Consider the following 18030-nt stretch of genomic DNA (forward strand, 5'->3'; position numbering starts at 1 on the left):
GCAGCAGACCTTACGTGGTCGTCTCGGCCAGCTCCGCGTCCCGCGCCGACTCACCCTGCCCCACGGGCAGTTCGGCCGTCACGGTGAACCCGCCGCGCACGCCCGGCCCCGCCGTCAGCGAGCCGCCCGCCGTCGCGAGCCGCTCGGTGAGGCCCTTCAGACCGGTGCCGCCGACCTTCGGGCCCGCCGCCGGCGCCGGCCCCGACCCGTCGTCGACCACCCGCAGCCGCACCCGCTCCCGCGTCCCCTCGACCGTGATCGTGCAGGTGGTGGCCGCGCTGTGGCGCACGGCGTTGGTCACCGCCTCCCGCACGACCCAGCCCAGCAGCGCCTCCGTCTGCGCCGAGGGCGGCGGCCCCGACTGGCGTACGACCGGCTCGATGCCCGCCGCGGTGAGCGCCGAACGCGCCCGGTCCAGCTCGGTGGCGAGGCTGCCCTCGCGGTACCCGGTGACGGCCTCGCGGATCTCCGTGAGCGCCTGCCGGCCCACCGCCTCGATGTCGGTGATCTGCTCCAGGGCGGCGTCCATGCTGCGCGGTGCGAGCCGCCGGGCCGCCTCAGACTTCACCACGATCACCGACAGGGTGTGCCCGAGCAGGTCGTGTAGGTCGCGGGAGAACCGCAGCCGCTCCTTCTCGACGGCCTGGCGGGCCAACTCCTCGCGGGCGTCCCGCAGTTCGCGCACGGTCTCGGCCAGGGACAGGATCGCCGCCGTCACCATGGTGGACAGGAACGTGCCGTAGAAGACGGAGACCGCGTCCCAGCCCTCACGCAGCGCGCCGATGATCCCGGCGAGCGCGCTCAGGCCGATGCCGACCTTCCCGATGTGGCGGCCCCGGACGATCGACCCGACGGCGAGGCCGAGCAGCGGGAAGAAAGCCAGCCAGTTGCCGCCGTAGCCGCCCGCGAGCCCGCAAGTCAGCAGCGTCATCAGGAGCAGCGCGACCAGCGTCGGGCGGGACTCCCGTTTCTTCTTGTCGAACGCGCGGAACACCACGTAGATGTAGAGCGAGTTGAACGTGAGCAGGGCGACCCCGGCGATCCAGGGGTTCGGCGTCTCGCCGTTGATGAGATTGGAGAACGCGCCGAGCCCCATCAGCAGCCACGGCAGCAGGGCGAAGCCGGAGGGCGGCGGGCCCAGCTCCTCCGCCGGGCGGCCCTCCTTGCCCCCCTTGCACTCCTTACGGGCCGCCTTCACCCGCTCGTTCTCGGCCTTCCACTCGTCCCGGGCGATCTGCCAGGCCCGCCACCGGTGCTTCAGCTGCAGCGCCATGTTCCCGACTCCCCGTTGCTCCATCGCTCTCTCAGATGGTCCTTGCCGCCCTGCGGTACGACACCACAGCGTACGAACCGAACACCAGCAGCCAGCCGATGAGCACGGCGAGGGCCGCGGCGGAGGGCGCGTGCCCGTCGGTGACCGCCGTGCCCAGCTGCGCGAACCGATTCGTCGGCGTGAACGACGACACCCGCTGCAGCCAGCCGGGGAACAGCTCCACCGGGAACCACAGCCCGCCGAGCACCGCGAGCCCCAGATAGCAGAGCATGTTCACCCCGCCCATGGCCTGCGACGTCATCCGGTAGCCGTTGCCCAGGCCCAGCATGGTGAAGGGCAGCGAGCCCAGCCACAGCAGCACCGCGACGGCCGGCCACTTCCAGGAGTCCATCCGTACGCCGTTCACCAGTGCCCCCGCGAGCAGCACCGCCGTGATCGCCGGCAGGACGGTGACGGCGCCGGTCAGGGCCCGCCCGAGCACGCCCTGGCGCGGTGTCATCGGCGTGATCCGCAGCTGCCGCAGCCAGCCGATCGCCCGGTCCTCGGCGACCCCGCCCGCCGTGTTCAGGGACGCGCCGAGCGCCCCGTAGGCGGCCATGCCGACCATCGACGCCGTCTTCCAACTCCCCGAGTTCTCGCCGATGTTGGTGAACAGGAGATACATCAGGACGGGCATCGCCACGGTGCCGAGCACGAACCGTCCGTCGCGCAGCGTGCGCCGCACTTCGAGCCGCAGGTAGTCCCACATCACACACGCTCCAGGCCGAGAGGGGATGACGTCAGCGCCATGAAGGCGTCGTCGAGGGAGGCCGGGGCGACCTCCAGTTTCCGTACGAGGTCCAGGGCGGCCAGCGCCCGCACGGTCGCGTCCGAGTCGGCGGTGCGCAGCCGGGCCCGGTCGCCGCGGATCTCCACGGAACCGACCCCCGGCAGCAGCGAGAGCCCTTCCGTGCCGTGCCCGGCGAGGTCGAAGGAGACGAGGCTGCCGCCGCCGGCCCGGCGCAGCTCGTCGCCGCTGCCGTCGGCGACCGGCCGCCCGTGGTCGATGACGACGATCCGGTCGGCGTGCGCGTCGGCCTCCTCCAGATAGTGCGTGGAGAACAGCACCGTGTGCCCGCGCCGCGCGTACGCCCGCATCGACGCCCAGAACGCGTGCCGTGCCTCCACGTCCAGGGCGGCCGTCGGCTCGTCGAGCACGATCAGCGCGGGGTTCCCGGCCAGCGCCACGGCGAACCGCACCCGCTGCGTCTGCCCGCCCGACAGCTTGTCCACCCGGCGGTCCGCGAGCTCCTCGATCCCGGCGAGCCGCAGCGCCTCCCGTACGTCCATGGGGGCGGGATAGCGCCGGGCCACGAAGTCCACCAGCTCGGCGACGGTCACCCGGGGCACGGCCCGGCCCTCCTGGAGCATGGCGCCGACCCGCCCGGCCCGCACCGCCGCCTCGGGCGCCGCGCCGAACAGCTCGACGGTGCCCTCGTCCGGCTCGTCCAGACCGAGCAGCAGCGAGATCGTCGTGGACTTGCCCGCGCCGTTGCGGCCGAGCAGTGCGACGGTCTCGCCCGCGCCGATGCGCAGCGAGAGCCCGTCGACGGCGCGTACGTCGCCGAATGTCTTGACGGCCCCCGTGAAGGACACCGCCGGTGTCGTTGTCGTCATACCGAGAACGCTATGGAGCGGGGGAGGGGGCGCGGCAGATGCGGTTGTCCACGATCGGCCGGTACAAATGTCACGGCCGCCCGCCCCGCCGTCATCTGACGCTCAGTCAGAAAGACGTGACCCGGCCCTTCCCAACCCACCCCCGCTTGGCTATACATGAGGATCGCCGGGGGATGAGAACACGTTCTAGCCCGGCCCGTGACGACCTCGGTGCGGCCGACGGTGCGGACGGCCGCACCGAGGTCTTGACCAGCCTTAGGAGCGTGTGCCGCCATGCCCATCGACGCAGCGCAGGCCGTAGCCGCGGAGCCCAGGTCCGCCGAAATCACCTGGGACCACAAGGACATCCAGCTCTACCACCTGGGCCTCGGCGCCGGGATCCCCGCCACCGACCCCGACGAGCTGCGCTACACCCTGGAGTCGAAGCTGCACGTGCTGCCCAGCTTCGCGACGGTGGCGGGCGCGGGCATGGGCGTCGTCGGCGGCCTCTCGGCACCCGGCATCGACGTCAACCTGGCACACGTCCTGCACGGCGGTCAGACGATCGAGCTGCACCGCCCGATCCCGGTGAAGGGCAGGGCGACCACCACCTCCCGGGTCGCGGCCGTCTACGACAAGACCAAGGCGGCCGTCCTCGTCCTGCGCACCGAGGTCGCCGACGCCGAAGGGCCGTTGTGGACCGCCGACGCGCAGATCTTCGTCCGCGGCGAAGGCGGGTTCGGCGGCGAGCGCGGCCCCTCCGAGCGCCTTGAGGTCCCGGCCCGCGAGCCCGACCGTACGGTCGACCGCCCGATCCGCGAGGACCAGGCGTTGCTCTACCGCCTCTCCGGCGACTGGAACCCGCTGCACGCCGACCCCGAGTTCGCGAAGCTGGCCGGCTTCGACCGTCCGATCCTGCACGGCCTGTGCAGCTACGGCATGACGCTGAAGGCCGTCGTCGACACGCTCCTGGACGGCGACGTCTCCCGCATCACCCGCTACGGCACCCGCTTCGCGGGCATCGTGTTCCCCGGCGAGACGCTGCGCGTGCGCATGTGGCAGGGGCCGGGCCGGATCCAGGTGACGGTGTCGGCGGTGGAACGCGACGAGGCGCCGGTCCTGGCGGACACCGTCATCGACCACACCTGATTCCCGTACGCCCGATTCCCGTACGCCTGATTCCCGTACGTCCACGTGAAGGAGCCGCACCCCATGCGAGCAGCCGTACTGCACGAGATAGGCCAGGACAAACTTGAGGTACTGGACGACGTCGAGGCGGTCGGCTTCGGCCCGGGCAAGGTGCGGATCCGGGTGCGTGCGACGGGCCTGTGCCACTCCGACGTCTCCGCGATGAACGGGGTGCTGCCGCAGCCCGCCCCGTTCATCCCCGGCCACGAGGGTGCGGGCGAGATCCTCGACGTCGGCGACGGCGTCACGAACCTGACGCCGGGTCAGCGTGTCCTGGTCTGCTGGCTGCCGGCCTGCGGCGCCTGTCCGGCGTGCAGGCGCGGCCAGACCCAGCTGTGCCTCGCCGGGTTCATGAACGCGGGCACCCCGAACTTCAAGCGCCCCGGCGGTGACGTCTTCGGCTTCGCGGGCACCGGCACCTTCACGGAAGAGGTCGTGGTCGACGCGGGCTGCGCCGTGCCCATCCCCGACGACGTCCCCTTCGACATCGCCGCGCTCATCGGCTGCGGCGTCACGACGGGCCTCGGTGCGGCCATCAACACCGCGGACGTGGCGGCCGGTTCGTCGGTGGCGGTCATCGGTTGCGGCGGCGTCGGCATCTCCGCGATCCAGGGCGCCCGCCTCAAGGGCGCCGCGCAGATCGTCGCGGTCGACCCGGTGGAGTCGCGGCGCGAGGCGGCCCTCACGTTCGGCGCGACGGAAGCGGTGGCCCCGGACGCGCTCGCCGACGCCAAGCAGCGGATCACGGCCGGCGAGGGCTTCGACTACGTCTTCGAGGTCGTCGGCAAGTCGGCCACGGCCCGCACCGCGTACGAGACGACCCGCCGCGGCGGCACCCTCGTCGTGGTCGGCGCCGGCGCCATGGACGACAACCTCCAGCTCAACATGTTCGAGCTGTTCTTCGACGAGAAGCGCATCCTGCCGTCGATGTACGGCGGCGGCGACGTCCTCACGAGCTACGAGCGCGCCATCGCCCTGTGGCGGGCGGGCCGCATCGACCTGGCGTCCCTGATCACGCACCGGGTCCAACTGGGCGAGATCAACGAGGCGTTGGACCAGATGCGGACGGGCGCCGCGCTGCGCACCTGCATCGAGATCTAGGCCCCGCGAGGGGTGCCCCGGCAACGGAACTGTCCTGCCTTCGGCGAGAGGAAGCCGCAACGATGTCCACGCCCCTCAAGGGCCTCACGGCCATAGTCACCGGAGCGGGCCGCGGCCTGGGACGGGCCGAGGCCCTGGAACTGGCCCGCCTGGGCGCCAACGTCGTCGTCAACGACTTCGGCCGGCCGGGAAGGGACGGCTCGGGAGAGGCCGACGCCGCCCCCGCCGAGCAGGTCGCCCAGGAGATCAGGACGGCGGGCGGCGCGGCCGTCCCGCACACCGGAGACGTGGCCGACCACCAACAGGCCGAGCAGCTGGTCCAGTTGGCGATCGACACCTACGGCCGCCTGGACATCCTGGTCAACAACGCCGGCATCCTCCGCGACCGCATGATCTTCTCGATGACGGAACAGGAGTGGGACTCCGTCATCCACGTCCACCTCAAGGGCCACTACAACACCAGCCATTTCGCGGCCCGCCACTGGCGCGCACGCTCGAAGGAGACCGGCGGCCCGGTCTACGGCCGCATCGTCAACACCTCGTCCGAGGCGTTCCTCGCGGGCAGCGCGGGCCAGCCCAACTATGCCGCGGCGAAGGGCGGCATCGTCGGCCTGACGACGTCCACCGCCCTGGCACTCGCCAAGTACGGCGTCACGGCGAACGCCATCTGCCCACGGGCCCGCACCCGGATGACCGAAGACGTCTTCGCGGGCTTCGCCCTGCCGGACGAGGGCCTCGACCCGCTCGCCCCCGAACACGTCGCCCCGCTCGTCGGCTACCTCGCCTCACCGGCCGCCTCGAACGTCAACGGCCAGCTGCTCGTCGTGCACGGCGGCATGGTCGCGATCGTCGAACGCCCCAAGGTGCAGGCGAAGTTCGACACGGAGAAGGACGCGTTCACGTACGACGAACTCGACGCCCTGCTCACCCCGCACTACAAGGACCGCCCCCCGAACGAGACGTTCGCGGCGGCCGAGGTGCTGGGCCTCAAGCACGGCTGACGCGAGGGGCGCTACGGACACGAGAGGGGCCCGGTGACTTCACCGAAGTCACCGGGCCCCTCTCCTGGCGCCTGCCGTTACATCTCGTCGGCCTTGGCCCCGCGATGCCGCCCGTGCGGCTCGGGCTGCTCGCCCTGCGTGGCCCCCATGGCGACCGCACCACGGTGCCGCCCGGAACCGCCGGAGCCCGTGGCCTCGACGCGTTCGCCGCGCTCCATGGTCTCCGTTCCAGCGTTCGTGCCGTTGCTTTCCGTCATCGGAAAACTCACCCCGTAAACCCTTACAAGATCGTCGACTTACAGCCCGGCGAGTCTAACCGCCCGTCGTCCGACCGCCGAGGGGCGCCTGCCCCAAGGGCACGGGGCGTGGCGCGGCAGGCGTCTCGGGCACGGGTTCCGCCTCCGGTGCCGGTACCGCAGGCTCCGGTGCGGGTACCCGCGCGAGGCCGCACGACACCTCTTCCGTCACATAAGGAAGGGACAGCACGCCGTCCCGCGACCAGAACCCCGACCCCGTCAACCACCCCTGCGGCGCCGCCAGTTGATGCATCGTTCCGTCCAGCGGCCGCCACAGCCCGAGCCACGGCACCCCTTCCCCTTCCCCTTCCCCCTCCGCCTGCCCGGCCGTGCCGGCGATGCGCAGTGCCACGGCGCAGCTCTCCGGCAGCAGCGTCTGACCCGGCTGCACGGCGAACGGCGTCACCGTGCAGCCGGGGACGCGCAGCGCCTGCGGGAAGCGGATCGGCAGTGTGCTCCCCAACACGCCCCAGCCGAGCCGCGGTTCACCCGCCTTCGCGGCGTCCGAGCGGACCAGGATCAGCCCGCTGTCGAGGTCGGCCAGGAGCAGCCGGTCGTCGCTCTCCTCCGTGATCTGCAGCAGCGGCGTCATCTCGCCACCCCGCTCCAGATCCACCGCGACCGTCTTCACGGGCCCGCCGTCCGACGGCTCCCGGTCGAGCGCCAGCAGCCGCCCCGCCCGGTCCAGCCACACCCCGCCCGTGCAGCGCCCCGGCACCTCGGCCACGTGCTCGGGCCCGAACGCGCCGCCCGCCACCAGCCACACATGGGTGGACTTCTCGCCCCGCTCCAGGGCGTACGCGCTGCGCCCGTCCGGCGCGGGCGGCAGCATCCGCAGCTCCGCCGATTCGCCGCACTCCACGGCTCCCAGCGGCACCTCGCCGGTGCCGGGCCCGGTCGGGTACAGCAGCGCGAACAGATGGCGCCGCCCGTCGGCCCCGCGCCGGATCAGCACCCGGCCGTCGGTCAGCGGCAGGACGTCGGTGTCCGGCTCCTCCGGCTGGTTGCCCGGCAGCGGCACGGCGTACGGCTCGGGCCCGTCCAGGGTCCACCGCTGCGGGAACCACGAGGTTCCGTCGTGCGCCAGCCGGGCCGCGTACGACGCGTCCGCCGCGATCACGCACCCGGTGCGCGGCGGTCGCGGCCGCGTCTTTGGCGCGCTCTCGATGACCAAGGCGGTCATGGGTGTCTGCCACCTCCGGTTGCTTCCTGCACAGCACCCCGTACATCCGCAGTACAGCTGTGCTCCACCGTTCTCCAGGCCGAAGCTAGTTTTCGTACGTACCTCCGTGGCATCCACGACCCCTCGCTTCACACCAAAGGGTGGCGGTGTCCGGAATCCGCTGAAGAGGGAGTGCCCGGTGTGCTGGGGGAGTCGGGGGAGTGGCGGCGAGCCCCCGGTGAAGGTGATGTTAGGTTTGCCTAACCAATGACTGTGCACGTCCTGTGCGCCCGGACCTGGAGCAAGTCGATGCTCATACGCCCCCGTACCCGCGTCGCGGCCGTCGCCGCCGTCGCGGCCGCCGCTCTCGCCCTCACCGCCTGCGGCTCCGGGTCCACCGACACCTCCTCCTCCGGCAAGAGCGACAACGGCGCGGGCTCCAAGGCCGTCGCGCAGGGCGGCGACGACTTCTCGAAGGCCGCGGACGAGACCGCGAAGATGGGCACGACGGCGAAGGCCGGCCAGTTCCCGCGCACCGTCACGCACGCCATGGGCAAGACGAAGCTCGACAAGAAGCCGACCCGTGTCGTCGTCCTCGACGTCGGCGAGCTCGACAACGTCGTCTCCCTCGGTGTCAAGCCCGTCGGCTACGCCCCCACCGAGGGCGACGACGGCATTCCGTCCTACCTCAAGAAGGACGCGGGCAGCCCGAAGAACGTGGGCACGATCAACGCCCTCAACATGGAGGCCATCGCCAACCTCCACCCCGACCTGATCCTCGGTAGCGAGCTGCGCGCCGCCAAGCTCTACCCGCAGCTCTCCAAGATCGCCCCGACGGTCTTCTCCATCCGCCCGGGCTTCACCTGGAAGCAGAACTACCTCCTCAACGCCTCCGCCCTGGACGAGACGGCGAAGGCGAAGGCGAACCTCGCCGCGTACGACAAGAACGTCGAGCGGCTCGGCGCCGACGTGAAGAAGGCGAACGGCGGCAAGGCCCCGACGGTGACGATGCTCCGCTACATGCCGGACCGCATCCGCCTCTACGCGAAGGCCTCCTTCATCGGCACGATCCTCGACGACGCCGGCATTCCGCGCCCCGAGAACCAGCAGATCAACGACCTGGCGACCGAGATCAGCCCGGAGAAGATCGACTCCGCGGACGCCGACTGGATCTTCACCGGTGTCTACGGCGACGCGAACAAGACGAAGCGCGCCAGCGCCGAGGACAACCCGCTCTGGAAGAACCTGAAGGCCGTGAAGGACGGGCAGGCCAAGGACGTCCCGGACGAGACCTGGTACCTGGGCCTCGGTGTCACGGCCGCCGACCAGGTCCTCAAGGACCTCCGCGCGAACCTGGTCAAGTAGCCGCTCTTAGGGTCGGGGCGCGCGGCGCAGGTAACCTGTCTGCGTGCCCCGTCTGTCTGAAGTCACCGCCGCGCTCGCCGCCCTCTGGCCCGCCTCGCTCGCCGAGAGCTGGGACGCGGTCGGCACGGTCGCCGGCGACCCGGACGCCGGGGTGAGCCGGGTCCTGTTCGCGGTCGACCCGGTCCAGGAGATCGCCGACGAGGCCGTGAAGCTCGGCGCGGACCTGCTCATCACCCACCACCCGCTCTACCTGCGCGGTACGACGACGGTGGCGGCGGACACCTTCAAGGGCCGGGTCGTCCACACCCTCATCAAGCACGACATCGCGCTGCACGTCGCGCACACCAACGCCGACAAGGCCGACCCGGGCGTCAGCGACGCCCTCGCGGGCGCCCTCGGCGTCCGTGTCGTCCGCCCCCTGGTCCCGGACCCGACCGACCCCGCGGGCCGCCGCGGCCTCGGCCGGATCTGCGAACTCGACCACCCGCTGACCCTGCGCGAGCTCGCGGGCCGCGCCGCCGACCGCCTCCCGGCCACCGCCCAGGGCATCCGCGTCGCGGGTGACCTGGACGCGACGATCCGCACGATCGCGGTCTCCGGCGGCTCGGGCGACAGCCTCTTCGACGACGTACGCGCGTCGGGCGCCGACGCCTTCCTCACCGCGGACCTGCGCCACCACCCGGTCAGCGAGGCCCGCGAACGCACACCCCTCGCGCTCCTCGATGCCGCGCACTGGGCCACCGAATGGCCCTGGTGCGAGCAGGCGGCGAGCCAGCTCGAAGCCATCTCCGACCGGGAGGGCTGGGGCCTGCGGGTCCACGTCTCCCGGACGGTCACCGACCCCTGGACCGCCCACGCGGCGTCCGCCCGCCCGTCGCCCGCCACCACCCTTCCAGCGAGCGCTGCGCGCACCCCTTCTTGATTCCCCCTCTCTACCTTTGGAGCCCCCAACTGAACGCCGCGCCCGCCGACCAGATCCGTCTCCTGGACGTCCAGGACCTCGACGTCCGCCTCCAGCAGCTCGCGCACAAGAAGAAGTCGCTGCCCGAGCACGCCGAGCTGGAGTCGCTCACCAAGGACCTCACGCAGCTGCGCGACCTGCACGTCGCCGCGACGACCGAGGAGAGCGACTGCGCCCGCGAGCAGACCAAGGCCGAGCAGGACGTCGACCAGGTCCGTCAGCGCGCCGCCCGCGACCAGCAGCGCCTGGACTCGGGCGCGATCACGTCGCCCAAGGACCTGGAGAACCTCCAGCGCGAGATCGCCTCGCTCGCCAAGCGCCAGGGTGACCTGGAGGACGTCGTCCTGGAGGTCATGGAGCGCCGCGAGTCCGCGCAGGAGCGCGCGAGCGAGCTGGCCGGCCGGCTCGCCTCCGTCCAGGCGAAGATCGACGACGCGACGGCCCGCCGCGACCAGGCCGCGGGCGAGCTGGACGCCGAGGCGGCCAAGGTCACCAAGGAGCGCGAGACCGTCGCGGCCTCCCTCCCGGCCGACCTCCTCAAGCTCTACGACCGGCTCCGCGAGAAGTCGGGCGGCATCGGCGCGGCCAAGCTGCAGCAGCGCCGCTGCGGTGGCTGCCGCCTGGAGCTGGACGTCACCGAGGTGAACGAGATCCGGGCCGCCGCCGCCGACGCGGTGGTCCGCTGCGAGAACTGCAGCCGCATCCTGGTCCGCACGTCGGAGTCGGGCATCTAGGGCCCCTCTGCGATGCGGGAGTTCATCGTCGAGGCCGACGGCGGTTCCCGGGGCAACCCGGGCCCCGCCGGCTACGGCGCGGTGGTCATCGACGCGACGACCGGCGAGACCCTGGCCGAGGAGTACGAGTACCTCGGCGTGGTGACGAACAACGTCGCCGAGTACCGGGGTCTGCTCGCGGGCCTGCGCGCCGCGCACGCCCTTGACCCCACGGCGCGGGTCCACGTCCGCATGGACTCCAAGCTCGTCGTCGAGCAGATGTCGGGCCGCTGGAAGATCAAGCACCCGGACATGCGCCCGCTGGCCCTGGAGGCGCAGACGGTCTTCGGGAGCCGCCCGGACGCGGTGACGTACGAGTGGATCCCGCGGGAGCAGAACAAGCAGGCGGACGCCCTGGCGAACAAGGCGATGGACGAGGGGCAGAGCCGCGAAAGGGGCGCGGGGAACGGCGCGCGGACGGACCACCGTCCCGCACCCGACAACGAGACCCCTGGGGGTCCGGGGGCGCAGCCCCCGGTTTCGGGACGGGAAGAGGAGGAGGGGGCGACCCCCGTGGTGACGCCCGCCCCCGACCTGGGAAAGCCGACGACCTTCGTCCTGCTCCGGCACGGCGAGACGGCTCTGACCCCCGAGAAGCGCTTCAGCGGCAGCACCGGCTCGGACCCCGAGCTCTCGGAGACGGGCCACCGTCAGGCCGCCCTGGTGGCGCGGGCCCTGGCGAGACGCGGCACGATCCAGACGATCGTCACGTCCCCCCTGAGGCGCTGCCGGGAGACGGCCCAGGCGGTGGCGACCCTCCTGAACCTGGACGTCACCGTCGACGAGGGCCTGCGCGAGACGGACTTCGGCGCGTGGGAGGGCCTGACCTTCGCAGAGGTGCGGGACCGCCACCCGGCCGACATGGACGCCTGGCTCGCCTCGCAGGAGGCGAGCCCCACCGGCGGCGGCGAGAGCTTCGCGGCGGTGGCGGCACGCGTCGCCGAGACCCGCGACCGTCTGACGCAGACGTACAGAGGCCGCACGGTCCTCGTGGTCACGCACGTGACGCCGATCAAGACCCTGGTGCGTCTGGCGCTTGCCGCGCCGCCGGAGTCCCTGTTCAAGATGGACCTCTCGGCGGCCTCCCTCACCGCGATCGCGTACTACGCCGACGGCAACGCCAGCGTCCGCCTGCTCAACGAGACAGCCCACCTGCGATAGCGCGGGCCTCGCGGGCGAGCGCCTCCACACGTCCCCAGTCCTGGGCGGCGACGGCGTCCCCCGGCAGCATCCAGCTGCCGCCCACGCACCCGACGTTCTTCAGCGCCAGGTACGCGGGCGCGTTGGCCGGTGAGACCCCGCCGGTCGGGCAGAACCGGGCCTGCGGCAGCGGCCCCGCGAGCGACTTCAGGTAGCCGGCGCCCCCGGCTGCCTCGGCCGGGAAGAACTTCATCTCGGTCACGCCGCGTTCGAGCAGCGCCACGACCTCCGAGGTGGTCGACACGCCGGGCAGGAACGGGACGCCCGACCCCTTCATCGCGACCAGCAGTGCGTCCGTCCACCCCGGGCTGACCAGGAAACGGGCCCCGGCGGCGACCGAGTCGGCGACGTTCGCGGGCGATATGACGGTGCCCGCGCCGACGACGGCCTCCGGCACCGCGTCCGCGATCGCCCGGATCGCGTCGAGCGCGGCGGGCGTGCGCAGGGTCACCTCGATCGCGGGCAGCCCGCCCGCGACGAGCGCCCGCGCGAGCGGCACCGCGTCGGCGGCGTCCTCCACGACGACGACGGGAACGACGGGGGCGAGATCGAGCACGGAGGCAGCGCGGTGCGGGGCAGTCGAGGTCATGGCCTCATCCTGCCCCGTTCGCGGCAACATGCGCAAAGGGCATTGCGCATGTTGCAACGCGTGCCCTCGGTGAGTTCAGTGGATCTCGTCCACCAGCACGTCCAGGCTCCACGCCTGCCCGGCCTTCGCGGGCTCCTGGACCTCGACCGCGTACCCCAACTCCCGCAGGACGTCCACGAGTTCGGCCGGGCTCGCCGGGGCGGCCCCGGACGTGAGGAGCGCGCGTACGATCCGGCCCTTGGTCGCCTTGTTGAAGTGGCTGACGACCTTGCGGGTCGGCGCGTGCAGCACCCGCACCCCGGCCGTGCGCTCCGCCACCTCGCCCTTCGGCTTCCAGGCCGCCGCGTACGCCGCCGAGCGCAGATCGAGCACGAGCCCGCTCCCGGCCGCCTCCGGCATCACCTCGGCCATCGGCTTCTTCCAGTACGCGCCGAGCGCGCCGAGCCCCGGCAGCTTCACGCCCATCGAGCAGCGGTAGGAGGGGATGCGGTCGCTCACGCCCACCGCGCCCCACAGCCCGGAGAAGACCAGCAGCGAGCGCGCGGCCCGCTTCTTCGCGGCGGCGTCCAGGGAGGCCAGGTCCAGGGCGTCGTACAGGACACCGGTGTAGATCTCCCCAGCGGGACGCGCCCCGGCCGTGGGCAGCTCCGCGTTCTTGCCGACCTCGCCACGCAGCCCCTCGCTCAGGCCGAGCACCTCGCGGGCCTTCTCCTCGTCGGCGGCGCACAGCTCCACCAGCTCGTCCAGGACCGCGGCCCGCGCCTTGGCGAGCCCCGGCAGCGAAAGGCCCTCCGGCTTCAGCGGCGCCCCGCGCCCGGAAGCGGCCTTACCCTCCGACGGCGGCAACAGCACAAGCACGGGCTCTCCTCAGACACATACGGAACGACAGGTCACAACAGACGCCCAGCGTACGGCGTGCCGACCTGCTCACCGCCGCCTACGCTCGGTGCCATGCCCCGTCGCCACCTCCATGTGACCGGCGCCGCGCGCGAGCCGCTCGGCGCCGTGCTGCGCGACCTGCGCACCCGGCTGGACGTGCCCGAGGAGTTCCCCGCCGGGGTGCTCGCGGAGGCCGAGGCCGCCGCCCGCGCGCCGAAGCTGCCCGAGCGGGACGAGACCGGGATCCCCTTCTTCACCGTCGACCCGCCCACCTCCACCGACCTCGACCAGGCCATGCACCTGTCGCGGCGCTCCGGCGGCGGCTACCGCGTCCGGTACGCGATCGCGGACGTCGCCGCCTTCGTGGTGCCCGGCGGCGCGCTCGACGCCGAGGCGCACCGGCGGGTGACCACCCTCTACTTCCCCGACGAGAAGACCCCGCTGCACCCGACGGTGCTCAGCGAGGGCGCGGCCAGTCTGCTCCCGGACCAGACCTGCCCGGCCGTGCTGTGGACGATCGACCTCGACGCGGACGGGCGCACCGTCGCCACCGACGTCGTACGCGCCCTTGTGCGCAGCCGCGCCAAGCTCGACTACGAGGGCGTGCAGAAGGCCATCGACGACGGCAGCGCCGAGGAGCCGGTCGCGCTGCTCAGCGACATCGGGAAGCTGCGCGAGGCCCTGGAGGTGGAGCGCGGCGGCATCTCGCTGAACGTGCCCGAGCAGGAGATCGTCACCAGCGACGGCGGCTACGAGCCGGCCTACCGCTGCCCCCTGCCCGCCGACTCCTGGAACGCGCAGATCTCACTGCTCACCGGCATGGCCGCCGCCGACCTGATGCTCGCCTCCGGCAACGGCGTCCTGCGCACCCTGCCCGTCGCCCCCGACGGCGCGGTCGGCCGGCTGCACCACACCGCGAAGGCGCTGCACATCGACTGGCCGCACCATGTCCCGTACTCCGCGCTCATCCGCTCCCTCGACCCCGCCGACCCGCACCACGCCGCGTTCCTCCAGGAGTGCACGACGCTGCTGCGCGGCGCGGGCTACAGCGTCTTCAGCGGCGGCACCCGGCCCGAGATCACCACGCACGCCGCCGTCGCCGCCCCCTACACCCACTGCACGGCACCGCTGCGCCGCCTCGTCGACCGTTACGCCTCCGAGCTGTGCCTCGCCGCGTGCGCCGGGCAGGAGCCGCCGCAGTGGGTGCTCGCGGCCCTGCCCGAGCTGCCCAAGGAGATGGCCGAGGGGACACGCCGCGCGAACTCCGTGGAGCGCGAGTGCGTCGACATCGTCGAGGCGGCGCTCCTGAAGGACCGGATCGGGGAGATGTTCGACGCCGTGGTCGTCGACGTGAAGGACCACGAACCGGCGGTCGGCACCGTGCAGCTGACCGAACCGGCCGTGGTCGCCCGCATCGAGGGCGGCTCCTCCGCCCTGCCGCTGGGCGAGCGGCTGCGGGTCCGGCTCACCCAGGCCGATCCGGGGCGGGCGAAGGTGCGGTTCGCGCCCGCGTGACCCGGTCCCGCACCGCCCCGGCCAGCTGGTCGGCCTCCTCCGCGTACAGCCGCACGAGCCGTACCTCCCGCGACCGGCCCAGGAACGTGATGTGCCGTACGGGGGCCGCGAGTTCGAGGGTCACGCCGGTCTGCGAGCCGACGTCGAGGTTGAGCACGCCGTCGGCCGGGGTGTGCGAGAACCGGTTCTCGCGCCGTACCTCGGCGATCAGCTCGAACGGTATCCGCAGGTCGACATGGGCCCCGCGGCGCACCCGCAGCGCGTCGGCGCCGAGCACGTGCGGCCGGGTCACGGACGCGGCGTGCAGCCCGAGCACCATCACCACCGTGTACACGTCGAGCACCAGCACGACGCGGTGCAGCACCGGATGGTCCTTGAGCAGCGCCCACATCCCGAACGACTCGACGACGCAGACGAACGCGAAGGCGTACATCATGGCCGCCTGCCCGCGCGCGTAGGCGAAGGCCCTCGCCCCCGCCGGGACGCCGTGCCGCCGCCGGGCCGCCCACAGTCCGAAACTCCCGATCACCCGCAGCTCGTGCCCGAGCAGCCGGCGCGCGGACGCCGGCACGGCCTCCCGGACGGCGGACCGGCCGCCGCGCCGGTACAGGACGGCGAGCCCGCACAGCTCGACGGCGACCAGGGCCAGGGCGACGGCCTCCACGGCGGCCGGAAGGCGGACACCGGCCGCCAGGCAGCCGGCGAGCGCGGCTTCGACGGCGACGACGGCGCAGCCCAGCAGGCGCAGCGCACGCCGGACGCTCATCGGTGGCCACCCCCCTGCGCGGCCGGCCGCATGGCGAGCCGTACGGCCGCCGCCTGCGCGGGGGAGAACTCACGGAGGAAGGCGTCGAGGAGTACGCGCTGATCGGGCCCCTGCGGCGTCGGCAGGTCCGGTGGCAGGCAAGCCTGCAGCGCCCGCGCCGCCTCGGCCACCCGGGGATCGTCGGGTTCCGCGTCGGCCAGCGCGTCGAGCTGGGCGTAGGCGGCACGGGCGGTGTCCAGCGCGCCGGGCTCCGTCAGCGCGGACGCGAGCGCGGCCATCAGTTGCGCGCGGGCCTCGGGCGGCGCCGTCGCGTCGATCAGCGAGAGCACCTCACGGTCCTTCACCGCCATCGGCGAGTCGAGCTGCGGTGCGCCCAACTCGTCGAAGAGCGAGGTCAGTTCGGGCGAGAGCGGCCCGTCGGCGGGCAGCCGCCCCCGCTCGGCCTCGCCGAGCAGCGCGCGCAGCCGGGCCCGCCGCTCGTGGAGGGCGGCCTCCTGCCGGGCCAGATCGGCGTCGAGCTCGGCGAGCACCTCCACCAGGTCGCGCCCGGCGTCGTCCGCGAGCACGTCCCGCACTTCGGTGAGCCCGAGCCCCAGCTCGGTCAGGCGCCGGATCCGCGCCAGCTCCACGGCGTGCCGCACCCCGTACTCGCGATAGCCGTTGCCGAGCCGTTCGGGCTCGGGCAGCAGCCCGAGGTGGTGATAGTGCCTGATGGCGCGCGTGGTCACGCCGACGATGCCGGCCAGTTCTCCGATCCGCATGCCCTCAGTAGAAACGTTGACGCTACGGGAGGGTCAAGCGGCGGCCGGGCGAAGGGGTTGACGGCTAACGGTGTTAGCCGTACGTTCTCAGTACACACCGGCTAACGGCGTTAGCCACACCGACGGACTCTCCGGGAGGCCCCGATGAGCACCACCGCACCCACCGGCACCACCACCCCGACGACGTCTTTTGCGCGGGTGGCCCGCCGCGCGGCCTGGCTGGTGAACGCGCTGTTCTGGTCGGCGTTCGCGGTCCTGGAAGGCGTGAACCACGGCTGGCTCGCCGGGACGGCCGCGCTGGCCTTCCTCATCGCGCCGGACCTGACGTTCCTCGCGGGCATCGGCACGGACCCGGTCACCCTGGAGAAGGGGCAGCTGCCGCCCCGCGCCGTCCCCTTTTACAACGCGGCCCACCGCGCCCTGATCCCGCTGGCCCTCATGGCCGCGTACATGATGGGCCCCGGTTTCCTCCAGATGCCCGCGCTCTTCGCGGCCCTGTGCGGCTGGCTCGCCCACATCTCGTACGATCGCGCCTTCGGCTACGGACTGCGGACGAAGGAAGGTTTCCAGCGTGCCTGAGGCGCCTGAAGCGACGGCCCACCGGCTGACCCCGCGAGCGGCACAGATCGCGGCGGAGGCGCGGGCACTCCTGGAGGAGTCGGGCCCCGACGCCCTGACCATGCGCGCCCTCGCCGACCGCCTCGGCATCAAGGCCCCGTCCCTCTACAAGCACTTCCCCGACAAGGCGGCCGTCGAGGCCGAGCTCGTCGCCCAGCTGCTGGCCGAGTCGGCCGAGGCGTGCGAGCGGGCGGAACGCGCCGAGCCGGGCTCCCTCCTCGCCCTCTCCCGCGCCTACCGCGCCTACGCCCTCGCCCACCCCCACCTCTACTGCCTGGCCACCGAGCGCCCCCTGCCCCGCCACGCCCTGCCCGAGGGCCTGGAGGACCGGGCCGCGGCCCCACTCGTGCGGGCCTGCGGCGGCGACCTCGATCTGGCCCGCGCCGCGTGGGCGTTCGCGCACGGCATGGTGGTGCTGGAGATCCACGGCCGGTTTCCGGACGGCGCCGACCTGGAGCGGGCCTGGCGCTCCGGCACCGAGTCGCTGCGGGCATGACCGCCCCCGCGGGCCCGGTACCATGGTCGGCACGGCAGACGAGCCGGGCGGACGGTCGCGTGGGGTTCTCCGGAACCTCCCGAGGAACGTCCGGGCTCCACAGGGCAAGGTGGTGGCTAACGGCCACCCGGGGTGACCCGCGGGACAGTGCCACAGAAAACAGACCGCCGGGGACCTCGGTCCTCGGTAAGGGTGAAACGGTGGTGTAAGAGACCACCAGCGCCTGAGGTGACTCAGGCGGCTAGGTAAACCCCACCTGGAGCAAGGTCAAGAGGAGCCGCCTCTTCGGAGACGGCTCTGCGCGGACGATCGAGGGCTGCCCGCCCGAGTTCGCGGGTAGACCGCACGAGGCCGGTGGCAACGCCGGCCCTAGATGGATGGCCGTCGCCCCGACGACCGCGAGGTCCCGGGGTACAGAACCCGGCGTACAGCCCGACTCGTCTGCCCGCTT

19 protein-coding genes and 1 other RNA gene are annotated in these 18030 nt (G+C 72.7%); 11 read left to right on the forward strand and 9 right to left on the reverse strand.

All coding sequences use genetic code 11. The features are described 5' to 3' along the window. Nucleotides 1-10: 10 nt before the first annotated feature. The 3 genes from J3486_RS18265 to J3486_RS18275 are packed head-to-tail and all read right to left on the reverse strand — an operon-like array spanning nt 11 to nt 2929. A complete protein-coding gene (locus J3486_RS18265; protein WP_207821418.1) occupies nt 11-1273 on the reverse strand; it encodes a sensor histidine kinase in 1263 nt (420 codons plus the stop codon). Between the two features lie 31 nt (nt 1274-1304). Further along, a complete protein-coding gene (locus J3486_RS18270) occupies nt 1305-2021 on the reverse strand; it encodes an ABC transporter permease (protein WP_207821419.1) in 717 nt (238 codons plus the stop codon). Further along, a complete protein-coding gene (locus tag J3486_RS18275) occupies nt 2021-2929 on the reverse strand; it encodes an ABC transporter ATP-binding protein (RefSeq protein ID WP_207821420.1) in 909 nt (302 codons plus the stop codon). The genes J3486_RS18270 and J3486_RS18275 overlap by 1 nt, the downstream gene beginning before the upstream one ends. 273 nt (nt 2930-3202) lie before the next feature. On the opposite strand from J3486_RS18275, the gene J3486_RS18280 reads away from it, so the two are divergent. From J3486_RS18280 to J3486_RS18290, 3 genes are all read left to right on the forward strand, one after another. Next, a complete protein-coding gene (locus J3486_RS18280) occupies nt 3203-4057 on the forward strand; it encodes a MaoC/PaaZ C-terminal domain-containing protein (protein WP_207821421.1) in 855 nt (284 codons plus the stop codon). 63 nt (nt 4058-4120) lie between these two features. Continuing rightward, on the forward strand, nt 4121-5197 hold the full coding sequence (locus tag J3486_RS18285; RefSeq protein ID WP_207821422.1) for a Zn-dependent alcohol dehydrogenase: 1077 nt from the start codon (nt 4121-4123) through the stop codon (nt 5195-5197). A 62-nt stretch (nt 5198-5259) separates the two neighbouring features. Continuing rightward, nucleotides 5260-6198 (forward strand): 3-oxoacyl-ACP reductase, encoded by a 939-nt coding sequence (locus J3486_RS18290; RefSeq protein ID WP_207821423.1) that lies wholly within the window; start codon nt 5260-5262, stop codon nt 6196-6198. Nucleotides 6199-6275: 77 nt separating this feature from the next. Here J3486_RS18290 and J3486_RS18295 read toward each other — a convergent pair whose 3' ends face one another. Continuing rightward, entirely contained in the window at nt 6276-6455 is a 180-nt protein-coding gene (locus tag J3486_RS18295; RefSeq protein WP_207822017.1) for a hypothetical protein, read from the reverse strand. A gap of 55 nt (nt 6456-6510) precedes the next feature. Then, a complete protein-coding gene (locus J3486_RS18300; protein WP_207821424.1) occupies nt 6511-7677 on the reverse strand; it encodes a hypothetical protein in 1167 nt (388 codons plus the stop codon). Nucleotides 7678-7965: 288 nt separating this feature from the next. Here J3486_RS18300 and J3486_RS18305 point away from each other — a divergent pair, with 288 nt between their 5' ends. The 4 genes from J3486_RS18305 to J3486_RS18320 are packed head-to-tail and all read left to right on the forward strand — an operon-like array spanning nt 7966 to nt 11916. Continuing rightward, nucleotides 7966-9021, forward strand: coding sequence for an ABC transporter substrate-binding protein (locus J3486_RS18305; RefSeq protein ID WP_207821959.1), 1056 nt, complete (start codon nt 7966-7968; stop codon nt 9019-9021). Between the two features lie 43 nt (nt 9022-9064). Next, entirely contained in the window at nt 9065-9943 is an 879-nt protein-coding gene (locus J3486_RS18310; protein ID WP_207821425.1) for a Nif3-like dinuclear metal center hexameric protein, read from the forward strand. Between the two features lie 29 nt (nt 9944-9972). After that, a complete protein-coding gene (locus J3486_RS18315; RefSeq protein WP_207821962.1) occupies nt 9973-10716 on the forward strand; it encodes a zinc ribbon domain-containing protein in 744 nt (247 codons plus the stop codon). Between the two features lie 12 nt (nt 10717-10728). Next, nucleotides 10729-11916 carry a bifunctional RNase H/acid phosphatase gene (locus J3486_RS18320; RefSeq protein ID WP_207821426.1) on the forward strand — a complete coding sequence of 396 codons (1188 nt, stop codon included), beginning with the start codon at nt 10729-10731 and terminating at the stop codon, nt 11914-11916. Here the strand turns inward: J3486_RS18320 and eda are convergent. Both eda and yaaA read right to left on the reverse strand, forming a co-directional pair. Beyond that, nucleotides 11891-12544 carry a bifunctional 4-hydroxy-2-oxoglutarate aldolase/2-dehydro-3-deoxy-phosphogluconate aldolase gene (gene eda / locus J3486_RS18325; RefSeq protein ID WP_207821427.1) on the reverse strand — a complete coding sequence of 218 codons (654 nt, stop codon included), beginning with the start codon at nt 12542-12544 and terminating at the stop codon, nt 11891-11893. The two genes, J3486_RS18320 and eda, sit on opposite strands and share 26 nt — an antisense overlap. 75 nt (nt 12545-12619) lie before the next feature. Then, complete coding sequence (gene yaaA / locus J3486_RS18330; protein ID WP_207821428.1) at nt 12620-13402, reverse strand: peroxide stress protein YaaA; 783 nt, start codon at nt 13400-13402, stop codon at nt 12620-12622. Between the two features lie 93 nt (nt 13403-13495). On the opposite strand from yaaA, the gene J3486_RS18335 reads away from it, so the two are divergent. Continuing rightward, nucleotides 13496-14938: an RNB domain-containing ribonuclease gene (locus J3486_RS18335; RefSeq protein WP_207821429.1), complete on the forward strand. Its 1443-nt coding sequence runs from the start codon at nt 13496-13498 to the stop codon at nt 14936-14938. On the opposite strand, the gene J3486_RS18340 is transcribed toward J3486_RS18335, so the two are convergent. Beyond that, complete coding sequence (locus J3486_RS18340; protein WP_229378207.1) at nt 14889-15704, reverse strand: hypothetical protein; 816 nt, start codon at nt 15702-15704, stop codon at nt 14889-14891. The genes J3486_RS18335 and J3486_RS18340 overlap by 50 nt on opposite strands. Then, the gene (locus tag J3486_RS18345; RefSeq protein ID WP_207821430.1) at nt 15701-16465 is read right to left on the reverse strand and encodes a MerR family transcriptional regulator; all 765 of its coding nucleotides are present in this window, start codon (nt 16463-16465) and stop codon (nt 15701-15703) included. Before J3486_RS18345 ends, J3486_RS18340 begins: the two co-directional genes overlap by 4 nt. 144 nt (nt 16466-16609) lie before the next feature. Here J3486_RS18345 and J3486_RS18350 point away from each other — a divergent pair, with 144 nt between their 5' ends. The 3 genes from J3486_RS18350 to rnpB all read left to right on the forward strand — a co-directional run bounded on the left by J3486_RS18350 (nt 16610) and on the right by rnpB (nt 18023). Beyond that, nucleotides 16610-17044, forward strand: a complete 435-nt coding sequence (locus J3486_RS18350) for a DUF4260 family protein (protein ID WP_207821431.1) — start codon at nt 16610-16612, stop codon at nt 17042-17044. After that, on the forward strand, nt 17037-17579 hold the full coding sequence (locus J3486_RS18355) for a TetR/AcrR family transcriptional regulator (protein ID WP_374194741.1): 543 nt from the start codon (nt 17037-17039) through the stop codon (nt 17577-17579). The genes J3486_RS18350 and J3486_RS18355 overlap by 8 nt, the downstream gene beginning before the upstream one ends. A 39-nt stretch (nt 17580-17618) precedes the next feature. After that, an RNA gene (gene rnpB, locus J3486_RS18360) (RNase P RNA component class A) lies at nt 17619-18023 on the forward strand. Nucleotides 18024-18030: the final 7 nt, after the last annotated feature.

The organism is Streptomyces sp. VRA16 Mangrove soil (assembly GCF_017377775.1).
Taxonomy (GTDB): domain Bacteria; phylum Actinomycetota; class Actinomycetes; order Streptomycetales; family Streptomycetaceae; genus Streptomyces.

Bases quoted from the DNA above. Each gene is read 5' to 3' on its own strand.
- J3486_RS18275 (WP_207821420.1), bottom strand. From the start codon at position 2,929: ATGACGACAACGACACCGGCGGTGTCCTTCACGGGGGCCGTCAAGACA.
- J3486_RS18295 (WP_207822017.1), bottom strand. From the start codon at position 6,455: ATGACGGAAAGCAACGGCACGAACGCTGGAACGGAGACCATGGAGCGC.
- J3486_RS18290 (WP_207821423.1), top strand. From the start codon at position 5,260: ATGTCCACGCCCCTCAAGGGCCTCACGGCCATAGTCACCGGAGCGGGC.
- J3486_RS18280 (WP_207821421.1), top strand. From the start codon at position 3,203: ATGCCCATCGACGCAGCGCAGGCCGTAGCCGCGGAGCCCAGGTCCGCC.
- J3486_RS18300 (WP_207821424.1), bottom strand. From the start codon at position 7,677: ATGACCGCCTTGGTCATCGAGAGCGCGCCAAAGACGCGGCCGCGACCG.
- eda (WP_207821427.1), bottom strand. From the start codon at position 12,544: ATGACCTCGACTGCCCCGCACCGCGCTGCCTCCGTGCTCGATCTCGCC.
- J3486_RS18340 (WP_229378207.1), bottom strand. From the start codon at position 15,704: ATGAGCGTCCGGCGTGCGCTGCGCCTGCTGGGCTGCGCCGTCGTCGCC.
- J3486_RS18285 (WP_207821422.1), top strand. From the start codon at position 4,121: ATGCGAGCAGCCGTACTGCACGAGATAGGCCAGGACAAACTTGAGGTA.
- J3486_RS18335 (WP_207821429.1), top strand. From the start codon at position 13,496: ATGCCCCGTCGCCACCTCCATGTGACCGGCGCCGCGCGCGAGCCGCTC.
- J3486_RS18270 (WP_207821419.1), bottom strand. From the start codon at position 2,021: ATGTGGGACTACCTGCGGCTCGAAGTGCGGCGCACGCTGCGCGACGGA.
- J3486_RS18305 (WP_207821959.1), top strand. From the start codon at position 7,966: ATGCTCATACGCCCCCGTACCCGCGTCGCGGCCGTCGCCGCCGTCGCG.
- J3486_RS18350 (WP_207821431.1), top strand. From the start codon at position 16,610: ATGAGCACCACCGCACCCACCGGCACCACCACCCCGACGACGTCTTTT.
- J3486_RS18345 (WP_207821430.1), bottom strand. From the start codon at position 16,465: ATGCGGATCGGAGAACTGGCCGGCATCGTCGGCGTGACCACGCGCGCC.
- J3486_RS18320 (WP_207821426.1), top strand. From the start codon at position 10,729: ATGCGGGAGTTCATCGTCGAGGCCGACGGCGGTTCCCGGGGCAACCCG.
- J3486_RS18265 (WP_207821418.1), bottom strand. From the start codon at position 1,273: ATGGCGCTGCAGCTGAAGCACCGGTGGCGGGCCTGGCAGATCGCCCGG.